The sequence below is a fragment of the Peptoniphilus sp. BV3C26 genome (assembly GCF_000478985.1).
GTDB classification, from domain to species: Bacteria; Bacillota; Clostridia; order Tissierellales; family Peptoniphilaceae; genus Peptoniphilus_B; species Peptoniphilus_B koenoeneniae.
Genome location: NZ_AWXB01000055.1, coordinates 1 through 21,179, shown reverse-complemented (window position 1 = coordinate 21,179; position 21,179 = coordinate 1). Strand labels below are relative to the sequence as shown.

General features: G+C 36.8%; 30 protein-coding genes. All 30 read left to right on the top strand.

Features of this window, described 5'->3' with window-relative positions; translation table 11 throughout:
- Positions 1-2: 2 nt before the first annotated feature.
- Complete coding sequence (locus HMPREF1253_RS10620; RefSeq protein ID WP_023055819.1) at positions 3-521, top strand: N-6 DNA methylase; 519 nt, start codon at positions 3-5, stop codon at positions 519-521.
- On the top strand, positions 502-1,512 hold the full coding sequence (locus HMPREF1253_RS05775; protein ID WP_036739625.1) for an N-6 DNA methylase: 1,011 nt from the start codon (positions 502-504) through the stop codon (positions 1,510-1,512). The genes HMPREF1253_RS10620 and HMPREF1253_RS05775 overlap by 20 nt, the downstream gene beginning before the upstream one ends.
- 167 nt (positions 1,513-1,679) lie before the next feature.
- Complete coding sequence (locus HMPREF1253_RS05770) at positions 1,680-2,063, top strand: MazG-like family protein (RefSeq protein WP_369758373.1); 384 nt, start codon at positions 1,680-1,682, stop codon at positions 2,061-2,063.
- Positions 2,060-2,866 carry a recombinase RecT gene (locus HMPREF1253_RS05765; RefSeq protein WP_023055804.1) on the top strand — a complete coding sequence of 269 codons (807 nt, stop codon included), beginning with the start codon at positions 2,060-2,062 and terminating at the stop codon, positions 2,864-2,866. Before HMPREF1253_RS05770 ends, HMPREF1253_RS05765 begins: the two co-directional genes overlap by 4 nt.
- A 5-nt stretch (positions 2,867-2,871) precedes the next feature.
- Entirely contained in the window at positions 2,872-3,570 is a 699-nt protein-coding gene (locus tag HMPREF1253_RS05760) for an MBL fold metallo-hydrolase (protein ID WP_023055835.1), read from the top strand.
- Positions 3,571-3,582: 12 nt separating this feature from the next.
- On the top strand, positions 3,583-4,320 hold the full coding sequence (locus tag HMPREF1253_RS05755; protein ID WP_023055818.1) for a hypothetical protein: 738 nt from the start codon (positions 3,583-3,585) through the stop codon (positions 4,318-4,320).
- The gene (locus tag HMPREF1253_RS05750; RefSeq protein ID WP_023055820.1) at positions 4,280-5,059 is read left to right on the top strand and encodes an ATP-binding protein; all 780 of its coding nucleotides are present in this window, start codon (positions 4,280-4,282) and stop codon (positions 5,057-5,059) included. Before HMPREF1253_RS05755 ends, HMPREF1253_RS05750 begins: the two co-directional genes overlap by 41 nt.
- Positions 5,052-5,399, top strand: a complete 348-nt coding sequence (locus tag HMPREF1253_RS05745; protein WP_023055813.1) for a VRR-NUC domain-containing protein — start codon at positions 5,052-5,054, stop codon at positions 5,397-5,399. The genes HMPREF1253_RS05750 and HMPREF1253_RS05745 overlap by 8 nt, the downstream gene beginning before the upstream one ends.
- Positions 5,396-5,824, top strand: a complete 429-nt coding sequence (locus tag HMPREF1253_RS05740) for a hypothetical protein (RefSeq protein WP_023055797.1) — start codon at positions 5,396-5,398, stop codon at positions 5,822-5,824. Before HMPREF1253_RS05745 ends, HMPREF1253_RS05740 begins: the two co-directional genes overlap by 4 nt.
- A complete protein-coding gene (locus HMPREF1253_RS05735) occupies positions 5,821-6,039 on the top strand; it encodes a hypothetical protein (RefSeq protein ID WP_023055806.1) in 219 nt (72 codons plus the stop codon). The genes HMPREF1253_RS05740 and HMPREF1253_RS05735 overlap by 4 nt, the downstream gene beginning before the upstream one ends.
- 187 nt (positions 6,040-6,226) lie before the next feature.
- Entirely contained in the window at positions 6,227-6,544 is a 318-nt protein-coding gene (locus tag HMPREF1253_RS05730; protein ID WP_023055833.1) for an HNH endonuclease, read from the top strand.
- Between the two features lie 132 nt (positions 6,545-6,676).
- On the top strand, positions 6,677-7,024 hold the full coding sequence (locus HMPREF1253_RS05725; RefSeq protein ID WP_023055799.1) for a hypothetical protein: 348 nt from the start codon (positions 6,677-6,679) through the stop codon (positions 7,022-7,024).
- A complete protein-coding gene (locus tag HMPREF1253_RS05720; protein ID WP_023055803.1) occupies positions 7,014-8,687 on the top strand; it encodes a terminase large subunit in 1,674 nt (557 codons plus the stop codon). Before HMPREF1253_RS05725 ends, HMPREF1253_RS05720 begins: the two co-directional genes overlap by 11 nt.
- 11 nt (positions 8,688-8,698) lie before the next feature.
- The gene (locus tag HMPREF1253_RS05715) at positions 8,699-9,880 is read left to right on the top strand and encodes a phage portal protein (RefSeq protein WP_023055816.1); all 1,182 of its coding nucleotides are present in this window, start codon (positions 8,699-8,701) and stop codon (positions 9,878-9,880) included.
- Positions 9,864-10,502: a head maturation protease, ClpP-related gene (locus HMPREF1253_RS05710; protein ID WP_023055796.1), complete on the top strand. Its 639-nt coding sequence runs from the start codon at positions 9,864-9,866 to the stop codon at positions 10,500-10,502. Before HMPREF1253_RS05715 ends, HMPREF1253_RS05710 begins: the two co-directional genes overlap by 17 nt.
- Position 10,503: 1 nt before the next feature.
- Positions 10,504-11,709, top strand: a complete 1,206-nt coding sequence (locus tag HMPREF1253_RS05705; protein ID WP_023055798.1) for a phage major capsid protein — start codon at positions 10,504-10,506, stop codon at positions 11,707-11,709.
- Positions 11,710-11,713: 4 nt separating this feature from the next.
- Positions 11,714-11,887 carry a hypothetical protein gene (locus HMPREF1253_RS10130; protein WP_023055830.1) on the top strand — a complete coding sequence of 58 codons (174 nt, stop codon included), beginning with the start codon at positions 11,714-11,716 and terminating at the stop codon, positions 11,885-11,887.
- 1 nt (position 11,888) lies between these two features.
- Entirely contained in the window at positions 11,889-12,191 is a 303-nt protein-coding gene (locus HMPREF1253_RS05700; RefSeq protein ID WP_023055832.1) for a hypothetical protein, read from the top strand.
- A complete protein-coding gene (locus tag HMPREF1253_RS05695; protein ID WP_023055823.1) occupies positions 12,169-12,480 on the top strand; it encodes a phage head closure protein in 312 nt (103 codons plus the stop codon). The genes HMPREF1253_RS05700 and HMPREF1253_RS05695 overlap by 23 nt, the downstream gene beginning before the upstream one ends.
- Positions 12,470-12,838 (top strand): HK97 gp10 family phage protein, encoded by a 369-nt coding sequence (locus HMPREF1253_RS05690; RefSeq protein WP_023055794.1) that lies wholly within the window; start codon positions 12,470-12,472, stop codon positions 12,836-12,838. The genes HMPREF1253_RS05695 and HMPREF1253_RS05690 overlap by 11 nt, the downstream gene beginning before the upstream one ends.
- Entirely contained in the window at positions 12,831-13,139 is a 309-nt protein-coding gene (locus HMPREF1253_RS05685; RefSeq protein WP_023055805.1) for a hypothetical protein, read from the top strand. Before HMPREF1253_RS05690 ends, HMPREF1253_RS05685 begins: the two co-directional genes overlap by 8 nt.
- A gap of 13 nt (positions 13,140-13,152) precedes the next feature.
- Complete coding sequence (locus HMPREF1253_RS05680; protein ID WP_023055801.1) at positions 13,153-13,719, top strand: major tail protein; 567 nt, start codon at positions 13,153-13,155, stop codon at positions 13,717-13,719.
- Positions 13,720-13,721: 2 nt separating this feature from the next.
- Entirely contained in the window at positions 13,722-14,162 is a 441-nt protein-coding gene (locus HMPREF1253_RS05675) for a hypothetical protein (protein ID WP_023055814.1), read from the top strand.
- Positions 14,163-14,176: 14 nt separating this feature from the next.
- Entirely contained in the window at positions 14,177-14,335 is a 159-nt protein-coding gene (locus HMPREF1253_RS10125) for a hypothetical protein (protein WP_023055829.1), read from the top strand.
- Between the two features lie 14 nt (positions 14,336-14,349).
- Positions 14,350-16,911, top strand: a complete 2,562-nt coding sequence (locus tag HMPREF1253_RS05670; protein ID WP_023055817.1) for a phage tail tape measure protein — start codon at positions 14,350-14,352, stop codon at positions 16,909-16,911.
- Entirely contained in the window at positions 16,908-17,456 is a 549-nt protein-coding gene (locus HMPREF1253_RS05665; RefSeq protein WP_023055800.1) for a distal tail protein Dit, read from the top strand. Before HMPREF1253_RS05670 ends, HMPREF1253_RS05665 begins: the two co-directional genes overlap by 4 nt.
- Entirely contained in the window at positions 17,453-17,848 is a 396-nt protein-coding gene (locus HMPREF1253_RS05660) for a hypothetical protein (protein ID WP_023055828.1), read from the top strand. The genes HMPREF1253_RS05665 and HMPREF1253_RS05660 overlap by 4 nt, the downstream gene beginning before the upstream one ends.
- Before the next feature lie 5 nt (positions 17,849-17,853).
- Positions 17,854-18,384 carry a phage tail family protein gene (locus tag HMPREF1253_RS05655; RefSeq protein ID WP_023055811.1) on the top strand — a complete coding sequence of 177 codons (531 nt, stop codon included), beginning with the start codon at positions 17,854-17,856 and terminating at the stop codon, positions 18,382-18,384.
- Entirely contained in the window at positions 18,384-20,150 is a 1,767-nt protein-coding gene (locus HMPREF1253_RS05650) for a phage tail spike protein (protein ID WP_023055815.1), read from the top strand. The genes HMPREF1253_RS05655 and HMPREF1253_RS05650 overlap by 1 nt, the downstream gene beginning before the upstream one ends.
- Positions 20,151-20,167: 17 nt before the next feature.
- On the top strand, positions 20,168-21,179 hold a 1,012-nt coding region (locus HMPREF1253_RS09680), incomplete at its 3' end, for a WD40 repeat domain-containing protein (protein ID WP_155803745.1).

Here is a 21,179-nt window from a genome sequence, read left to right as displayed (position 1 = left end):
TCATGGAACTTTCAAAATTATTAAATGAACTTTTAAAAGTTTTAAAAATAGATGAGACGGAAGAAATACCTAAAGCTTTGTTTAATGCAGTAATAAACAAAGACGTAGAAGTTTTTGATGCTTATTTAAATGTTGTTAATGGAAATTTAAATACTGATTATTTACAAAAAGTGTACCAGTATTATTTCGCTAATAGAAAAGAATTGGGTCAAGATTTCACACCTGAAAGTTTAGCTAAGCTTTTAGGAGAAATAACTAAAGGAGCAGATGAAGTTATAGACCTTTGCTCAGGCTCGGGAGCCTTAACAATTCAAGCTTGGAGCTTAAATCCCAACAGATCCTTTATTTGCTACGAAATTGATGATACTGTAATTCCTTTTTTACTTTTTAATTTATGTGTAAGAAATATAAAGGGCAGGGTGTATCACCAAAATTTATTTAACAATAAAAAGTTTGTAATTTATGAACTAAAACAAAGTGAAAAATTTTCGGAGGTTAAAATTGTCAGAAATAATCAGTAACCCGCCATATAATTTAAAATTTGAAGATGGGCAAAATGACTGGGATATCAGTGAAAAACTTCTTAACACTAATGCTAATTTTGCATTTGTAGAAATTGGTTTAAAACTTGCCACAGGCAAAGCCTGCTTTCTTTTGCCAAAAGGAATACTTTCAACAAATATTAAAGCAGAGCTCGAGATAAAAAAAAGACTTGTAAATGGCGGAAATATTTTAAGTTGTATAAGTCTACCAGAAAGAATGTTTGAATCTACTTCAATCCCCGTTTGCATTTTAATAGTCCAAAAAAAGCCAACAGAAAATATTTTAATGATTGATTTAACTTCTGCTTGCCAGAAACAAATAAGAGAACAAAATGGGCAATTAGGAGGTAATTCACACACTAAAAGAACTTATAAGAAAACCATAAACATTTTAAGCGATGAAACTATCCAAGGGGTAGCTGAAGCTATAAAAAATTTTAAACCATATAAAAATTTATCAAAAATTGTTCCGACAGAAGAAATTAAAAAACAAGGATATATCTTAAATCCTGCGAGATATTTAGATTTTGAAAACATTGAAGAAGAAAGGCGAGATATAAAGGACATAGTTAAAGACATCAATCTATACAGAAGACATAAAAATAAATTGAAGCTTGTTATAAACGAAACCTTAGCGAAGAAATTAGGTTTTAAAAATCTTATAAAGCATTATAAAAACCAAAAAGAAATTGATGAAGTCTTAATAAAGAATGTTAAAAAGATTTCAGGGACAGACCTTTTAAAAGATGATTATTTTCAACTAACTAAAAACAAAAACCAATTTGAATTTAAAAACAATGACCCTGAACTTTTTTCAGAGATTTTGCAAAGTATTTACCAAGATTGGAAAGCTAATATTATGTTTTTAAATAACGTGGAAAATATGTATTTAGCAGAACTCAGAGATACACTTTTACCAAAATTAATGAGTGGTGAATTAAATATTGAACAAATTGAGGAGGAAGAATGAAAGTAAAAGATTTAATTATGAAACTAATTTACTGCAATCCTGAAGCAGAGATACAAGGTTTAACTTATAAAAGCGATAGCAAACACGCTGAAGCATATTCATTAGATATCAAAAGTGTAGAAAATTATCAAAAGGGTGTTGACTTGGTCCTTAATGATTTAAACCATATTAAATTTAGTGAAAATACTATTTTTGAAGAATTAGGAGAAAAGGTCCTTGATTGGGCAAAGAATAAAGACTTACTCCACATAGAAAATGCGAAAAAACAATTTATGAAGTTTATAGAAGAAGTATTTGAATTTAAAAGTGAGATGGACTATTTAGCCAGAATAGGTCAAACACAAGAAGAAGTTTATTCTGATTATGAGCAAATAGAAACGCAAGAAAATATGCAACTTGAAATGGGCGATATATTCGTTACTCTAATTATTTTATGCAACCAATTAAACTTAGATCCAGTTGACTGCTTAGATAGAGCCTACAACAAAATTAAAGATAGAAAAGGTAAAACAATAGACGGAATTTTCGTGAAAGAAGGAGATTTAAGATGACAAATATTCAAAAACAAGAAAATAGGGCATTAAGTCCAGTTAACCAAATGAAGAATTTACTTGCGAATCAAGGAATGCAAAATCTATTTGCAGACGCACTTAAAGAAAACAAAGACAGATTTATAGCTTCAATAATTGACTTATACAACGGCGACAATTATTTGCAAAACTGCGACCCAAAAGAGGTAGCTATGGAAGCATTAAAAGCAGCAACTCTTAATTTGCCAATAAATAAAAGTCTTGGCTATGCCTACATTGTGCCTTTTAAGAACAAAGGCAAATTAACACCTCAATTTCAAATCGGCTACAAAGGTTATATCCAAATGGCACAAAGAAGTGGCCAATATAAGGCTTTGAACGCAGGCATCATGTATGAAGGAATGGAAATTAAAAGAGACTTTTTAAGAGGAACTTTTGAAATAGTAGGAGAACCAAAATCAGACAAAGCCATTGGATACTTTGCTTACTTCCAACTTTTAAACGGATATGAAAAAGCACTTTATATGAGCAAAGAAGATATTACAGACCACGCAAAAAGATATTCTCAATCTTTCGGCAGTGATTTCAGTCCTTGGAAAAACCAATTTGACGAAATGGCACAAAAGACAGTGCTTAGAAGACTTCTTACAAAATATGGAGTTTTAACTACTGAATTTCAGGAAGCAGCTAAGAGAGAAGAAGACGAAGAAGTATTAAAAGCCACAGAAGAAAACGCGATGATTGAGATGAACAGTCAAGAAGAAACTATAGCAGTAGATCCCAAAACTGGCGAAATCATCGAAGAAACCGAAGCACCATTTTAAAAGATATGGAAATTGAAATAATTGCAAGTGGCAGTTCAGGCAACTGCTACAAGGTTTCAAACGAGGATACTGCACTCTTAATCGAGTGTGGTATTCCTTATAAAAAGATACAAGAAGCATTAAATTTTAAAGTTACAGATATTGACGGAGTTTTAGTAAGTCATGAGCATGGCGATCACTCAAAAGCTTGTAAGGATTTAATTAAGGCTGGAGTGGATCTATATATGACAGCAGGAACCAAAGAAGCCTTGAATCTTGATACTCACAGAGTTAAAACTTTTAAACAATTCTCAATGTATGAAGATTTTGAAATAGGAAGTTTTAAAATCAAGCCTTTTAAAACAATCCATGATGCTAAAGAGCCAGTAGGCTTTGTGATTTATGACAAATTGGCAAAAGAAGAGTTAGTATTCATTACAGACACTCAATATTCAATATATAACTTTAAACCAACTTACTTTATGCTTGAAATTAATTATGTAAGAAAAACAATCAATGAAAATCCAGGTTTAAATGACAAACTAAGAGAGAGAATTAAGAAAAATCACATGTCATTAGAAACTGCTATTGACTTATTGAAAAAATGCAATCTATCAAGGCTCAAAAAGATATACGTCATGCATCTGTCAGACCATAACTCCGACGCTGAGTTTATTAAAAAGAGCCTGCAAGAACTTACAGGTGTAAGTATAGAAATTTGCTAAGGTGGTGATTATGTGGCAGCAGAAAAAGGGTGGGTCAGTATCCACAGAAGCATTTATGACAACTGGATTTGGAATGACGATGAAGAGTTTGACAAAAGATCAGCTTGGATAGATTTACTCTTAATGGTAAATCACGAGGATAAAAAAGTTCTAATAGACGGAATTTTAGAAATGGTTAAACGAGGACAACGGATAACATCTATTAGAAAGTTGTGTACAAGGTGGAGATGGTCAAGAACAAAAGTAAATAATTTTTTAAAATTATTAGAAAAAGATAATATGATTCAACTAAAAATAGAGCCACATAAAAAGACCGTTATAACTATTGTAAATTACAACTTTTATCAAGATGACAATAAGAGTAAAAAAGCCAGTGAAGAGCCAGTGAAAGACCAGCCAGAAGCCAGTGAAGAGCCAGTGAAAAGCCTAAACAATAATGAAAGAATAATGATTAATAATGATAATAATGATGATGATGAGATATATATATTAAATATATTAGAGCAAAGCCTAAACAAAAAAATCTCTCAATCATCAGTAAAAAAATTAATTAAAAATTTTGGTAGGGATAATGTAAAGTTACTTGCTGAAAAGATAAGCGAAAGCACCTGGTTAAAAGAGAACGTAAATATCAACCAAATCAGTAAGAAGTTTTTTAATTCAATCACAGAAGATAAATATAAAGACTATGAGAAGAAAGAGGTGAAAGATGACAACAGATACGACTGGTACAAGCCACTCGAACTTTAAAACCATATGTGTATTAGGGCAAACATTCAGAGTAAAAGTATTAAGCGAAGAAGAAGACAGAGAGAGAGAAAGGCTGTTACAAGAAGACAGAGAGCGAGAAAAAATGGAAAGGCTTAAAAGATTAAAGATTAATTCTTTGATGGATAAGAGATTTGAAAGCTGCACCTTTGAAAGATTTAAAATTACTGAAGAAAATTGTAAATATAAAAACCTTGCTTTAAAGTATGCTATTAAATTTAATCTTATGCGCGAAAAAAATATAGGTCTACTGATCTATGGTGTGCCTGGAACAGGTAAAAGCTATCTAAGCTTTTGCATTGCAAATTATTTATTAAATAAAGGAGTGTCGGTCATAGCTACTACTTCATCAAGGATCTTACAGAGGTTAAGAGAACTGTCGAGCTTCGGACAAGAGGGAACAGATACTTTTTTAAGAACACTACAAGATGCGGAACTTTTAATCATAGACGACTTGGGAGCTGAAGAGGTCAACTCTTGGGCAAAGGCTAAGCTATATGAAATTATAGATTTCAGATATAGAGCAGAGAAGCCTTTAATAGTTACTACAAACTTAGATTTAAAGACACTGGAGCAAAGACTCACTGGACAAGATGGAGTAGCAAGGACCTTTGATAGAATTGCAGAGATGTGCCAACCATTTGAAGTAGCCGTTACACCTCTTAGGAAGTCAATAGGGCAAAATAAAAGAAAGCTATTTGAGGACATACTGAATGATTAAACCAGGTTACGATTTAACAGGGAAACCAATTCCAGAAAAGACAATACAAGACCAGATAAGAAGTGCATTAAGTTATACTTGTTATGTTTTTAGGGCGAACGTTGGAACATTTAAGCAGGGCAATAGGTTTATAAGCACAGGGCTTCCAAAAGGGTTTCCAGACCTTTTTGGGTTTAGAAAATCAGACGGCAAGATGTTTTTTATCGAGGTTAAGAATGTTAAAGGCAGGTTAAGTCCAGAACAGATAGATTTTGGAAAGCAAATGGAAAAACAAAAAGTCTTATATGGAGTGGCCAGAAGTGTAGAGGATGCTTTTAAGATTGTAGGAGTAAGAGTATGAGCAGGTTGACACCGAAACAATATCTAAGCCAGATCAGGCACCTTGACAGCGAGATTAATTCAAACTTACTTTTGATAGAGGACTTAAAGAGCAGAGCTTTAAAGCTTGGCGGATTTAATACAGGGGATAAAGTTCAAAATTCAAAAAGTAATAACTTCACAAACTGGATTGATAAGAGTGTTGATTTAGAAAAAAAGATAGATAGACAGATAGATAAGCTTGTCGATCTTAAAGATAAGATTAATAGAGAGATTAATAAAATGAGTAATCCTCTTCATAGGTTAATATTAATTAATCACTACATCTTAGACAGAAGTCTGATAGAAATATCAAGTACCTATACTTACGACTACAGCTATATCAAACACGCACACGGCCACGCGTTACAAGAATTTAAAAGATGTAACGAGGAGATATTTAAATGATGCAGAATATAGATGTACTTATAGTTGCGATAATTGAGCAGGCTGTTAGAGACTATAAGTTTTTGCCGAGCAAAAGAAATGAAATTAAAAGATTCTTTAGATCAGAATATTTTAAAATGCTCTCTGATTTAGATGGGGAGTTTATTATTAAAAAATTGGAAAAACTCATCGATGAAAAGAAAAGAGTTAGAGTTAATAGGGTTGTCAAAAGATAGCACTTTTTGAACCAAAGAAATTTGTTATATTTAAAATAGGGAAGTATGTAAGACTTCCTATTTTTAATCACCTCCTAAATTTTCTTCATACAAAAGGAAGTAGCTTTGAGTATAACAAAGCTAAGGGAAAGTACATACTGATAAGCTAAGGGGCGGGAGCGGGTATGTTAATTTAAGGAAAATAGGGATGGCCAAAGATTATTCAAAAAAGTTTTACAAATCGAAAGCATGGCAAAAGTGTCGTGCTTCTTTTATTGCGAAGAGAGAAGCTATTGATGGCGGTCTATGTCAGCACTGCAAGAAGAAGAGAGGATACATAGTCGACCATATAAAGGAGATCACTCCAGATAATATAAACGATGTGAATATCACACTTAATCATAAGAACTTGCAGTACTTATGCTTGGAGTGCCACAACACGAAAACTTTTAAAAAGCATCATGCAGTTGAAGAAAATTTATTTTTTGATAATGAGGGAAACATTTTTGAAAAAGAAAAAGGTTGAAAAGTAGCTTATATCCCCCCTATTAAATATGATAATGATTATCAATAAGGGACCGAGCGGGGTACAGCCAAAAAATGCACAGGCAAACTTGACATAACCCCCTCCAAAATGCCTAAAGGTAGGTGAAGAAAGATGGCTATAGAAAAAGATAAAGAGATTAAAAAAGAAATAACAAGACTTACAAGTTTATATAAGGATGTAGAGCGAGTTAAAAGACTAACTGCGAAGAACTTAATCGAAGAAGCTGCCTTTATGAAATCTACTCTAAAAGAATTAAAAGCTCTGATAGATGAACATGGCCCAATTGACGAAATGCCGCAAGGAGCTTACTCAATTTTAAGAGAGCATCCTGCGCTCAAGTCTTATAACACGATGGTACAGCGATACTCAACAATCATTAAACAACTGATGGATCTGCTTCCAAAAGAACAGCAAAAAGAAATTGATGATGGCTTCGAGGACTTCTTAAATGAAAAATAAAAATCCAATAGAAGCCTATTGGGAGTGGATGAATGAGAACAGAATTAAAGTCAGTACCAAAGTTTATAAAACCTACGAGTACATCGTGAAATTCTTGGGAGATCCAGAAAGCGAATGGGAGTATGACGAAGGCAAGGCTAATCATGCTATAAGCTTCATCGAGAAATACTGCAAACACTCTAAGGGCAAGATGGGCGGTAAGCCTTTTATCCTGGAGCTATGGCAAAAGGCAAAGGTAGCAGCGACTTTCGGTATAGTCCATAAGATCACTGGCGAAAGAAAATACCAAAGAGTAGTTTTAATCGTTGCAAGAAAAAATGGGAAGTCCACTCTCTCTGCTGCTGAAGGTTTATATCTCTTCATTGCAGATGGAGAGCCAGGCGCTGAAATCTACAGTGTAGCTACGAAGAAAGACCAGGCAAAAATTATCTGGTTAGAAGCCAAGCGAATGGTTAAGAAGTCGCCTGCACTTAGCAAGAGAATCAAGCCTCTTGTAGCTGAACTTACTTGCGAAATTAACGATGGCATTTATAAACCAGTTGGTAGAGATTCAGACACACTTGATGGACTTAATGTCCATGGAGCAACCATGGACGAGATTCACGCTTGGACAGACAAGAACCTATACGACGTTATAGTCGATGGAACAAGCGCAAGAGATCAGCCATTAATATTAATTACAACAACAGCAGGAACAGTCAGAGAAAATGTATATGATGATATATACGACGAAGCAGAAAGGACGATCAACGGCTATACAGATCCTGACGGATATAAGGACGAAAGGTCCTTATTTTTGGTCTACGAGTTAGACGACAGAAAGACTTGGAAGGATCCAGAAACATGGACGCAGGCCAATCCAGGACTTGGCACTATAAAAAAGACTGATGCTTTAAAGGACAAGGTCAACAAAGCCAAAGCTAATAGCAAGCTTGTAAAGAACCTGCTCACTAAGGACTTTGACATACCAGAGACTACAAGCGAAGCGTGGCTGACTTTTGAAACTATCGACAATAGAGCAACATACGATATATCAAAGTTAAAACCGAGATATTGTGTCGGCGGAATAGACTTGTCAGCAACTACAGACTTAACCTGCGCAACTATAGTCTTTAAATTGCCAGATGATGAGAAAACCTATGTAAAACAGATGTACTGGCTGCCTGGAGATTTAATTGAAAGCCGAAGTCAGGAAGACAAGATCCCATATGATGTTTGGGAAGAGAGAGGGCTTCTAAGAAGGTCAGGTACAAACAAGGTTGACTACAAAGACATCACGAAGTGGTTTTTGGAAGTTCAAAATGAAATGGACTGCTACATTTTTAAAATCGGTTACGACAGATGGTCGGCTACTTACTTAGTTGATGAGCTCACTCAATACTTTGGAAAAACAGTTCCAGTCCCAGTCGCTCAAGGCGCTAAGACTTTCAGTAACCCTATGAAAAGATTAGAAAGCGATTTAAAAGCTAAGAAGGTCAATTACAACAATAACCCAATCACAAAATGGAACTTATCTAACGCAGCAATTAAAACAGACACAAACGACAACATAGCCTTAGTTAAAACAAGCAATCATAGACGAAGAATTGATGGAGTCGCATCACTGATGGATGCTTTAATAGTTTTAGAAGACAACTTAGAAGAATACCTAACTTTAATTTAAGGAGGTGAAAAATGGGAATTTTTAATTTTTTAAAAAATAAAGACGAAACCGTAAGAGTTTCTGGTTACAAGATGGTAACTGAAAGAGGTGAGGGCTTCTATTCTTACAATGGCAACTTATACGCTTCTGACATTGTCAGATCCTGCATAAGACCAAAAACACAAGCTATAGGAAAAGCAGTAGCAAAACATATAAGAAAAGACAACATTAATACGCAGGTTAATCCTGAACCATATATCAGATTCTTGCTTGAAGAACCTAACCCTTATATGAGTGGACAGATGCTACAGGAAAAAATGGCGAATCAACTGGCTTTAAATAATAACGCATTTGCTTTAATTGAAAGAGATTTAAATGGGCTGGCAACAGCGATTTATCCTGTCAATTCAAACAGTGTTGAAGCGCTGCAAAACAATCAAGGCGAAATCTTTTTAAAATTCTTAATTAAGGGGAAATACTATACTTTTAAATATTCTGATGTAATTCATATCCGAAGAGACTTTAACAATAACGATATTTTTGGAGAAAGTCCAGCGAAAGCCTTAACTCAATTAATGGAAATAGTTAACACTACAGATCAAGGAATAGTTAAGGCGATTAAGAATAGCAATATCATCACTTGGCTTTTGAAATTTAATACGGTGTTAAGAGAAGAAGACCTTAAAAGACAAACCAAAGAATTTGTAAACAGCTTTTTAAGCATTGAATCAGAGACGACAGGAGCTGCTGCTACTGACGCGAAAGTAGATGCGCAACAAGTAGAGCCAAATAGCTATGTACCAAATTCAGCTCAAACAAAAGGAACGGTCGACAGGATCTATAGTTTCTTTAATACTAACGAGAACATCATTCAATCAAGTTACAATGAAGATCAGTGGATCTCATACTATGAAGCAGAGATCGAGCCAGTATTGGTGCAGATGTCAAACGAATTCACAAGAAAGATATTTACAAGACGCGAAAGAGGCTTCGGGAATAAAATCATCTTTGAATCCTCAAACTTAAACTTCGCAAGTATGCAAACAAAATTAAACTTAGTTCAATTTGTGGATCGTGGAATCATGAACCCTGACGAAGTAAGAGAAATTCTTAACATGGCACCTATTCCTGACGGGCTGGGCCAAGCCTATATAAGACGATTAGATACAAGAGAAATCGAGCAAGGAGGTGAAGAAAATGACAATAAAAATTAATGGAACGATAGTAAGCAATGATGATAAGTGGATATACGAATGGTGCGAGATGGAAGCCTTTTGTCCAAAAGACTTAAATTTAATTGATGGCCAGGATGTGGATATAGAAATCAACTCACCAGGCGGATATATCTATCCAGCCTCTGAAATCTACACAGCACTTATGCAGCACAAAGGCAATGTCAATATCACTATCACAGGACGTGCAGCAAGTGCAGCTTCAGTCATTGCAATGGCAGGAACTCACGTAAAGATGAGTCCTACTGCACAAATGATGATACACAATGTCAGCGCATCAGGATCAGGCGACTATAGAGATTTTGAACATTTTGCAGAGCAACTAAAAAAATCTAACGACACCATCGCAAATGCTTATATGCTAAAGACTGGCAAGACAAGAGAAGAAATTTTAAATCTTATGGACTATGAAACATGGTTCACACCTGATGAAGCCTTAGAGAATGGCTTCATTGATGAAATCTTATCCAAGGCAGAAAATGATGACCAATTCAGATTAGTAGCAGCGAGCGATTTTCTAATCCCTCAAGCTGTTATTGATAAATTAAAGCAAGAGAAAGAGCAAGAACAGCTCAACCTATTAAAATTAAAGGAGAGAATTTAAAATGAACAGAGAAAAATACTTAGAAATGAGAGCAGCAATGCTTGAAGAAGCACAAAACCTTATCAATCAAGGAAAGATTGAAGAAGCAGCAGCAAAAAGAGCTGAAATTGAAAAACTTGATGCAGACTTTGAAGAAACTTCAAAAGAACAAGCAAACTTAGATGCACTAAACAAGGAAAATGAGGAAGTAACTGATATGAAAAATTTATCCGTAAGCGAAGGAGGCTTAAAAACAGTGGAAAATATCAAAGAAAAGAACAAGATTAATTACGAAGAAGTATTTGCGAAAGTAGCACTACAAAGAGATCTTAATGAAGACGAAATTAACCTATTTAATCAAATGAACCCTGAAAACGTGTATACTCACAGCACAACTAACACAGAAGTAGTTATCCCAGAAACAGTTATTGGTGGAATCATCGACACAATGCAAGAACTTCACCCAATCTTAGCTGATGTAACTCCAACAAGAATTAAAGGGACTGTTAAATACGCAAAGAGAACAGCTATTCCAGCAGGAGATGCGGACTATTACGATGAAGCAACTCCAACAGCGGATGAAGAAAACAAATTTGGAGAGTTAACCCTTAACGGAAAAGAACTATCAAAAGCAGTAACAGTAACCTGGAAATTACAAGCTATGGCTGTAGCTGACTTTATTCCTTTCATTCAAAGAGAATTGGGAGAAAGAATGGGAGCAGCTAAAGCTAAGGCATTTGTAAAAGGCAAGGGCGATGCAAAATATCCTCAAGGAGTTGTAACTGCAATCGAAGCAGAAACATCAACACCTCAAAAGGTATCTTACAAGGCTGATGGCTTAACTTATAAAGACATCACAGCAGCTATGTCAAAGATCAAGTCAGGCTATGTAAGTGGAGCTAAGATCTATGCTAACAATGCAACTGTTTGGGGAACTTTAGCAAACTTAATGGACGGTCAAGGAAGACCTCTATTTATTCCTGATGTAACAGTCGGTGGAGTAGGTAGAATCTTCGGTATTCCAGTCATGGAAGAGGACGCAATGGGCGATGGAGAAATTCTAATTGGTAACATGGCAGCAGGTTATAAGGAAAATATCTCTGAAGACATGAAACTTGTTACTGAAAACCACGCAAAAGCAAGAACAACTGACTTCGTAGGATATGAAGTTCACGACGCTGGAGTAATCGACGAAAAAGCCTTCGCTTACCTTGTAAAAGGAGTTTAATTAAATGGCTTATAGAGTAGTAAGTGGATTCCAAGACCTTGAAACCAAGGTCTTTTATAATATCCACGAAGAAATTGACGATAAAAACAAGAACTTGAAGAAGTATCTTGATGCAGGTGTAGTCATAGACGACTCACCGAAAAAGAAGGAAGTAAAGAAAACAGAAAAGGGTGATTAAAATGACACCTGAACTTTTAAAATATTGCAAAATCTTATTAAGACAAGCTAAGACAGAAGCCTTTGATGAAGAAATCAAGAGTTTAATCGATGCTTGTCTTTTAGATTTAAGAATAAGCGGAGTGGAGAAGCTTGACGATGAACTTATCAAAAGAGCCGTTGGTATCTATGTAAAGGCTCATTTTGGGAGTGAAAACCCTGACAGAGACGGCCTTATAGAATGCTATACAGCTTTAAAAATCCACTTGGCACTTAGTGAAAAGTATGGAGATGAGTTGCCCCATGAAAAAATCAGTGGAAATTAAACTTATAAAACATAGTGGCAAGGCTACTGATGACTGGGGCAATCCAATCTCTAAAGACGAAGTGTGGACAGTCTTCGCTGAAAAAATGTCAGTAGGTCAAGCTGAATTTTATAGAGCAGCAAATCAAGGACTTAAACCTAACTTCGTCTTTGAAATCTATGCTGAAGAATTTAAAGATGCAGACCTTGTGATTTGTGATGATGTTGAATACACCATCATTAGAACTTATCAGCGAACACTTGATAAGTTAGAGTTAGTCTGCGAAAGGAAGGTCGTCAATGTCAATTGACTTAGTTAAAGAAATAGAAAAAGCGACAAAAGAGCAACTGGACCTCGCAAATGACGTGGTTAACAAGGCTGTAGACAAAGTCGCGAAAGAAACTGTAAGTGATTTAAAATCTTCAAGCCCCAAAAAGTCTGGCGAATATGCCAGCGGCTGGGGCAAAAGAGAAGGTCAAACAGCTACAAGAAGTAAGTCAAGTATAGTCTGGAATGAGGAGCACTACAGGCTAACTCACTTATTGGAGTTTGGCCATGCTAAAGTCAACGGCGGCAGAGTTGCAGCAAAGCCTCACATAGCAGCAGTTGAACAGAAAGCAATTAAGAACTTTGAAGATGAATTAAAAAGGGGGATTGAGCATGGATAAAATCAATCCTGTAAAACTTTTAAAACCGCTCGGAAAACCAATAGGCTACTTTGTCAATCCAGAGCCTGGAATAGTGCCTTTCATAGTCTACTATGGAGCAGGCTCTAATAACTTTAAGGCGGATAACGTGGTCTATGACAAGGAAGCTCACTGGAATATTGAATTGTATGTAAGAAATAAAGCTGTGGCCTTAGAAGAAAGGCTTGAAAAATTGTTAGATGAAGCAGAAATAGTGTGGGAAAAAGGACAAGACGTTTATATAGACAGTGAAAGAGTCTTCTTAATTCCATACTACATTTGAAAGGAGAAATTAAATGGCAAATAAAGTTAAATTTGGTTTAAAGAACGTTCATGTATTCCCTATCACAGACGATAAGGAAACAGGTGTAACCTTTGGGGAGGTTATCAAAGTACCAGGAGCGGTTAATTTATCACTTGACGCTGAAGGCGACAGCAATGAATTTTATGCAGATGATGTGATTTACTGGTCAGAATTTTCAAACAACGGCTACTCAGGCGACTTGGAAATCGCATTAATTCCTGAAGACTTCGAAGTAAAAATCTTAGGAGCAATCAAAGATAAAAACGGAGCAATCGTAGAAAAGGCAGACGCAAAGTCAGTACCATACGCGCTTGCTTTTGAGTTTGATGGAGATAAAAACAAAACAAGACATATCTTTTATCATGTGACCAGTTCAAGGCCTTCAGTGGAAGGGAAAACTAAAGAAGATAAGACAGATCCAACTACAGACAAGATAAGCTTAAAAGCTATACCTGCAACAGACACCAAAATAGTTAAAGCGAAAATATCTGAAGGCGCTACAGGCTATGATGACTTTTTCACTAAGCCTTATGTAATGGTACCAGTAGCTGGAGCATAAGTATGATAAAAACTATAGTAATAGACGGAAAGGAAGTACAGTTTAAAGCCAGTGCTTCTTTTCCTTTAGTTTATAAGGCAAATTTTAATGCGGACATACTTACAGTTATTATGCCTTTAATTTCAGAGCTCTTAGACGGTATGGACGATATTTTAAAAGAAAGCGTAAAAAAGGACGGAAACATTGAATTAAAACCATCAACGCTATCTGGGCTTTTGCAAAATGTTTACAGCTTAGAATTAATTGACATCATGAACTTACTCTGGACACTTGCTAAGTGTGCAGATGACACAATTCCAGAGCCCATGAAATGGTTTAATCAATTTGACGAGTTCCCAGTTTTTGATATAGCAGTTGAAGTTTTTCCTATGCTTTTTGAGTCATTATTTTCTAAAAAAAAATTGAAGGAAATAGCGAAAGTAGCAACAGTGAAAAACAAGTAGACACCGAAATAATAATGGCTGGTGCTATCAGTCGTGGACTTACTCTGAAAGATTTTGACAATATGACGATCGGACAGATCGTAGACTACTGTAAGACTTATAACGACCTAAACAAAGAACCAGAAGAAAAAGACACGAAGATAGCATCACAGAAAGATTTTGACAAATTTTAAAGGCGGGTGAGAAAATGGCAGGAAATATCAAAGGGATAACTATTGAAATTGGCGGAGATACCACCAAGCTTGACAAGGCTTTAAAAGACGTCAACAAAAGCTCAAGAGATTTAAACAAAGAATTAAGAGACATTGAAAAGTCTTTAAAATTTAATCCAGGAAATACAGATCTTGTAGCTCAAAAGCAAAGAGTACTTGCCGAATCTGTCGAGAACACTAAGAAAAAACTTGAGACCTTAAAAGAAGCACAAGAACAAGCCAAAAAAGCACTTGCCGAAGGCAAAATCGGTCAAGATGAATATGACGCACTAACAAGAGAGATTATCAAAACAGAAAATCAGCTTAAGTCTTTGCAGGGCGAGCTGGACAAGACAAACAGTAAGTGGAAAGACGTAGGCGACAAGCTTCAATCCGCAGGCGACAAGATGGCAAAAGTTGGCGAAGGTATGACCAAAGGTGTAACTGCACCAATAGCAGCAGTAGCAGGACTTTCTATAGCAGCATTTAAAGAAGTCGACAATGGTCTTGATACAGTCATCTCTAAGACTGGTGCAACTGGTGAAGCAGCTAAGAGTCTTGAAGAAAGCTTCAGGAATGTTGCAGGAAATATGCCAGCAAGCTTTGACGAAGTCGGAAATGCAATCGGCGAAATCAATACCCAATTTGGACTTACTGGAGAAGAGCTTGAAAAAGCATCCGAAAAGATGATTAAATTTGCGCAGATTAATGGTGCAGATGTCACTAACTCCACAATCAACGCAAAACAAGCGATAGAGAAATACGGACTATCTGCGAAAGACTTGGATATGGTCTTGGACTCTGTTACGAAAACTGCGCAAAACACGGGAGTATCAACAGACAGACTGTTTGATGTAGTCATTAAAGGAAGTCCGCAATTAAAAGAGTTAGGCTTAAACTTTGCACAGGCAACAGAGATGATGGGGCGAATGGAGCAGAAAGGTATTGACTCTAACAAGGCTCTATCTTATTTAACAAGAGCGCAGACCAATTGGGCGAAAGAGGGTAAGTCAGTTACTCAAGGTCTACAAGAAATGCAAGAAAAGCTTGCAAGCGCAACAACCCATGAAGAAAAGCTGGCAATCGCAGCGGAAGCATTCGGTACTAAGGGCGGCGCCTTCATGCTTGAAGTGCTTGAAAGTGGAGCCTTAAACGCTGATGAGTTCGCAAATGCTATGGAAGAAGCAGCAGGATCGGTAGACTCTACATGGGAAGGTATGGTGGATCCTATCGACCTTGTAGAACAAGCTATGAATAACCTTAAAATGAGCGGAGCGGACTTAGGAACCGCACTACAAACAGTCTTAGTACCAATGCTCGAAGGCGCCATCAATGCTTTTAAAAAATTCTCGGATTGGTTTGGAAAGCTAAGTCCAGAAACGCAGCAATTCATTGTTAAAGTAGGACTAATAGCAGCTGCAATCGGACCAGTGCTTGTTGCTGTAGGTAAGCTAAGCGGTGGATTAGGAAAAGCTATAAGTTTCTTTAGTGCAGGCGGAAAAGGAGCAGATTTATTTGCAAAGGCAATTGGATTTATTACCAGTCCAGCAGGATTAGTTGTTGCAGCAATAGCAGCGGTAATTGCTATAGGAGTGCTGCTATATAAGAACTGGGACACTATCAAAGAGAAAGCCTCTGAAATTTGGGGAGCTATCGTAGACTTTCTATCTGGCATTTGGCAAGGAATATCTTCAGCCTGGTCTTCAGCTTGGGAAGGTATCAAGTCGACCCTAACTGGAATCTGGAATGGTTTAAAAAGTGTTGCATCAACAGCTTTTGAGGGAATTAAACAAGCTATAACCACTGTCTGGAATGCGGTTAAAAGTACAACAACGACTATTTGGAATGGAATTAAGACGGCGATCTTAGCAATCTGGAATGGACTTAAAACGACAGCAACAACAGCCTTTAACGCGATTAAAACTGCAATAGACACAGTTTGGAATGCAGTTAAGGCTACAACGTCTACAATTTGGAATGGCATTAAATCAGCCGTAGAGGGTATTTGGAACGGTATCAAATCAAGTGCGGCAAATATTTTCAACGGATTAAAAACAACGATAGACGGAATATGGGAAGGGATAAAAAGCGCAACAACAGCAGCATGGAATGCCATCAAAACTGCAATTGAAACACCTATCAACGCAGCAAAAAACACTGTAAAAAGCGCAATCGATGCAATAAAGGGCTTTTTCAGCGGATTAAAATTAGAAATCCCGTCAGTAAAGCTACCAAAATTGCCAAGTCCTAAAATAACAGGACATTTCAGCCTAAACCCGCCAAGCGCACCAAAATTATCATGGTATGATAAGGGAGGTATCTTCTCCAGCCCATCAATTATCGGTGTAGGAGAAAAAAGACCAGAGTTTGTAGGAGCATTAGAAGATTTAAGACAACTTATCGGCGATGAAATGGACAAGAGATCCTCTGGTGGTGATATCTTAATAACTGGAAATAATTTCCAAGTGAGAGAAGAAAGAGACATCAAGAAGATTGCAGAAGAGCTCTACAAGCTGATTAAAAAAGACTCAAGAGGCAGAGGAGAGGTAGTCATATGATAGGCTTTAATTTTAACGGAAAACACTCCAGCACTTTCAAAATTGGCATGAAATCTGTAGATAGAACTGCAATTCCTGAAAGACGTAGAAAAGAATTTGAAATCCTTGGAAGGTCAGGAACCTTAGAACTTGAATCTACAGAATACGAGAAAAGAACTATAGTGTGCCAGATAGGAATTATGGAAACCGCAAAGCACGAAGAACTTAGAAGCAAGATAAGAGAATTGGCAGGCTGGCTTTCGGGGTCTGGCCTGCTTATTTTTGATGATGAACCAGACAGAGCCTATGAAGCCTCTGTATACAGTGCAGTTGGCATCGATCAACTTGTCTTACAACCGAAAGGCATTATGAAGATTGAGTTCGAGTGTCAGCCATTTGCACTTTCAAGAGAACTTAACAGGGTTTTAAAAGACGGTGGCAGAAATACAGAAATAACAATAGAAAACATAGGCAATGTTAAAACGTGTGGATCCATAATAATAAAAAATACAGGCACAACAAATATAAGAAACATTAGATTAACAAGAAAGGTGGTAGAAAATTGAGAGCATCAAATTATTTGGAAGATAATATCATAAATTATTTTTTCAGAAACCAACAAGTAAATCAGCCAGGGCAACTATATATAGCACTATACAAGACCAATCCGACAGATGCTGATACTGGAGCGGAAGTAGTTGGCGGAGCATATGCAAGACAAAGAGTTACTTTCATAGTACCCAGCCAACAAGCTGACAGAGCAACAGTGAGCAACCAAGAAAGAATTGAATTTCCAACAGCAACCGCAGAATGGGGCGAAATATCTTACTTTGGGATAAGAGATTCTCAAACTGGAGGAAATCTTTTAGTGTATGGCACTTTTAACAAGCCAACAACGATAACTGAAGGAAATAAATTCATAATAGACAGTAACAACCTTGAAATCAGTGTAGGATAAGCAATATGAAGAGATATAATCTTGGTAAATTTAATATTAAAGACTCAAGTGAGTCAAGTGTCAGTGCAAATGCCGAGATTAACGTGTCCGCAGTATGTAAGACTGTTAATATTGATAAAATTATCAAGACAGACAGGGCGGTGAACATCTACATTGACTCTAAGGCTTCAGCATATGCAGAAGTCACATCAAGTAGAGCCAGTGCTTCTATAAGTTTTGACGCTAAGGCACTTGCGAGTAACCTGGTTTTCGGTGGTCCAGGTCAATCGGAAATCGAAATATTTACAAAAGCTGTAGCTTCACTTTTGGGTGAGTCTTATCTTGAACTTAAAGATGTATTTCTAAGACCTGGAGAAGAAATTGAGATTGACATGTGCAACCTAACTGTTACGAAGAATGGCGAGAACGCACTTCACTTAATGTCGAGTGATGGTGACTTCTTTGACTTCTTAATCGGCGAAAATGGTGTCAGCATCATAGCAGAAGGGGCAGGAAGTATACAGGTAGACGCATACTGGAAGGACAAGTGGTTGTAATGAAATATTCAATTAAAATATACAATCCACAAATGAAAGAGCTAGCAAGGCTTGAGAACGCGTATGACATCAGCTATGAGCTTACACTTAACGAGCTATGGACTTGCAAATTTAGACTTCCTAAAGACGATAAAAAAAATCAGTACTGCCAGCCTCACTATTTTGTAGAGCTTTTCGATAGCGAAAAAAGATTAGAACTTTTTAGAATTTTACCATCAGTAATGACAAGAGAAGAAGTAGCATACATTGAGTACGACTGCGAACACGTGCTGGCAACACTGCTTGATGACGTCATGTTTCAATATCACCAAATAGGCAACTTAGGTGTCTATACAGATAGAGTCATCAGATATGTATTAGACCAGCAGACCACGAAGTACTGGCAACTTGTCGACTGCGATTTTAGAAAGCAATTTGAGTACAAGTGGGAAAATGAAAATCTTTTAGCAAGTCTTTTCTCTATCCCTAAGCCTTTCATTGAGGGCTATAGATGGGAGTTTGACACCACCTCAAGACCTTGGGGGATAAGTCTCAAGAAAGTAGAAGAAGGCTACAAGGCGGACATTCAATACAAGAAGAACATGCAAAACATCGAAAAGACTATAGACCCAACGAATCTTGTAACAAGGCTCTATGGGCTTGGCTATGGCGAGGGCGACAATCAACTTACTTTTAAGAGCATTAATAATGGCAAGCCTTATCTTGAAAAGAATGTGGGCAAGTATGGTTTAAAGTCCTCAATACTTGCAGACAGACGCTTTGAGAGTGCAGAAACTTTGAAAGACTATACTCAAAAAGTTTTAAACGAGTTATCCGAGCCTTATGTGTCTTACAAGTTAAAAGCAGTTGACTTATCGGTGGAAAATCCTAATAAAAATCCAAGGTTCATGCCTGGAGATAATATCCTGGTAAGAGATTTAGAAGACGATATAAACATCATAGTACCAATAGTCAAAGTATCTAAGAATGATGTAAGAGGTAATCCATTTGATGTGGACTTAGAAGTGGCAAACAAGGCTAAAAATGTTACTGGCTCAATATCCGACTTGCAAGAGAGAGCAAGAATTAACGACACTTACGCTCAAGGAGCAACTAACTTACAACAGATAGTCTATGCGGACAATGCAGACCAAGGACACCCTTTAAAGATTAAATTTTATATACCTCAAGAGATGGCGAGAATAAATAAACTGATCCTTAATTACACAATAGAAGCCTTTAGGTCTTACAGTGTGGGCTTGGAATACAAGGAAACCACAACAACTTCCACTGCTGCTGGAGGCGGGCAATATGGTTCTACATCTTCTGGAGGTGGAGAAATAGACACCACGCATGGGCCGGCAAATGTTAATGGCGATAATATCACTATTGATATCAGAGATGCTCGAGGTGCTTGGATAGGAAGCGGGCAAATATATCACGTGTACAGCCACGAACACAACATCTCAATACCTCCACACTCTCATTCTTTCAGTGTTCCAGACCATTCACACCCTGTTACGATTCCTGGACATACTCATGAAGAGAAGCACGGAATATATGAAGGAGAAAGAGCCAACAGCTGTTATTTGAGGATTGATGGAAAAACAACCTATAACTACAAAACAGAGGTTAACATCATACCTTACTTATCAAAAGACGATGGTGGAAAAATCCAAAGAGGCACATGGCATGAAGTTGAAATAGTGCCAGACGGTTTAACGAGAATTAACGCAAGTATATTCATTCAATTATTTACTAATTCAAGAGGGGGAGGCGATTTTTAGTGGCAGAATTAAAAACAATGTATTCTGGTGTAGCTAACTCACCAGAAACATACTTAAAAGAAAATGTTGCGCCAGAAGGCACGACAATATATGTAAATGACGCAAGTGTGCTTGGCGACTTACCAACACTTGCAGTCATAGGCACAGACCAAAACGCAGAAACAGTCCTTGTAAAATCTAAGAGAACAGACGGAGGATTGGAAGTCCAAAGGGCGATAGAAGGACTGGCGAAGAAGTGGGAAAAAGCGACAGTAATTGCAAGAAACTTCACTAATTTAGATTACAAAACTTTAAAAGAAAATATAGAGCTTTTAAATGACGATAAAGTTAGCAAAGTACAAGGCAAAGGTCTGTCAACCAACGACTTTACAACTGCGGAGCAAACAAAGCTAAAAGGCATAGAAGCGGGGGCAAATAAGACAATTATTGTGAATGACCTGACCACAGGTGGAACAACTAAGGCATTAAGTGCGGAACAAGGAAAAATACTTTTTCAAAATGTCGATAATGGAAAACTTCAAATTGCTAACGCCATCATCGACAAAGGACAAACTGGAGTTAGCAATAAGAGTAGTTTTCAGGAACTGGCAACAGGTATAAGAAATATAAAAACAGGATACGGAATCGGAGATATTATCAAGCCAGCCGATGTGAAAGTATTGTCATACACAGAAGAAAAAGCTCCGAATAAGATATGGGAATTTACTGGAAATACAAACTCGGTAAATTCAGTCGCAGTAGACAGTCAAGGCAATGTCTATTCAGGAAGCTACAAAAAAGTAATGAAGATATCACCGAACGGAACAAAGATATGGGAATTCACAGGACATACAAACACGATTAGGTCAGTAGCAGTAGATAGCAACGGATACGTATATTCAGGAAGTGACGATAAAAAACTAATGAAGATATCACCAAGTGGACAAAAGATATGGGAATTCACAGGACATACAAACACGATTAGGTCAGTAGCAGTAGATAGCAACGGATACGTATATTCAGGAAGTGACGATAAAAAACTAATGAAGA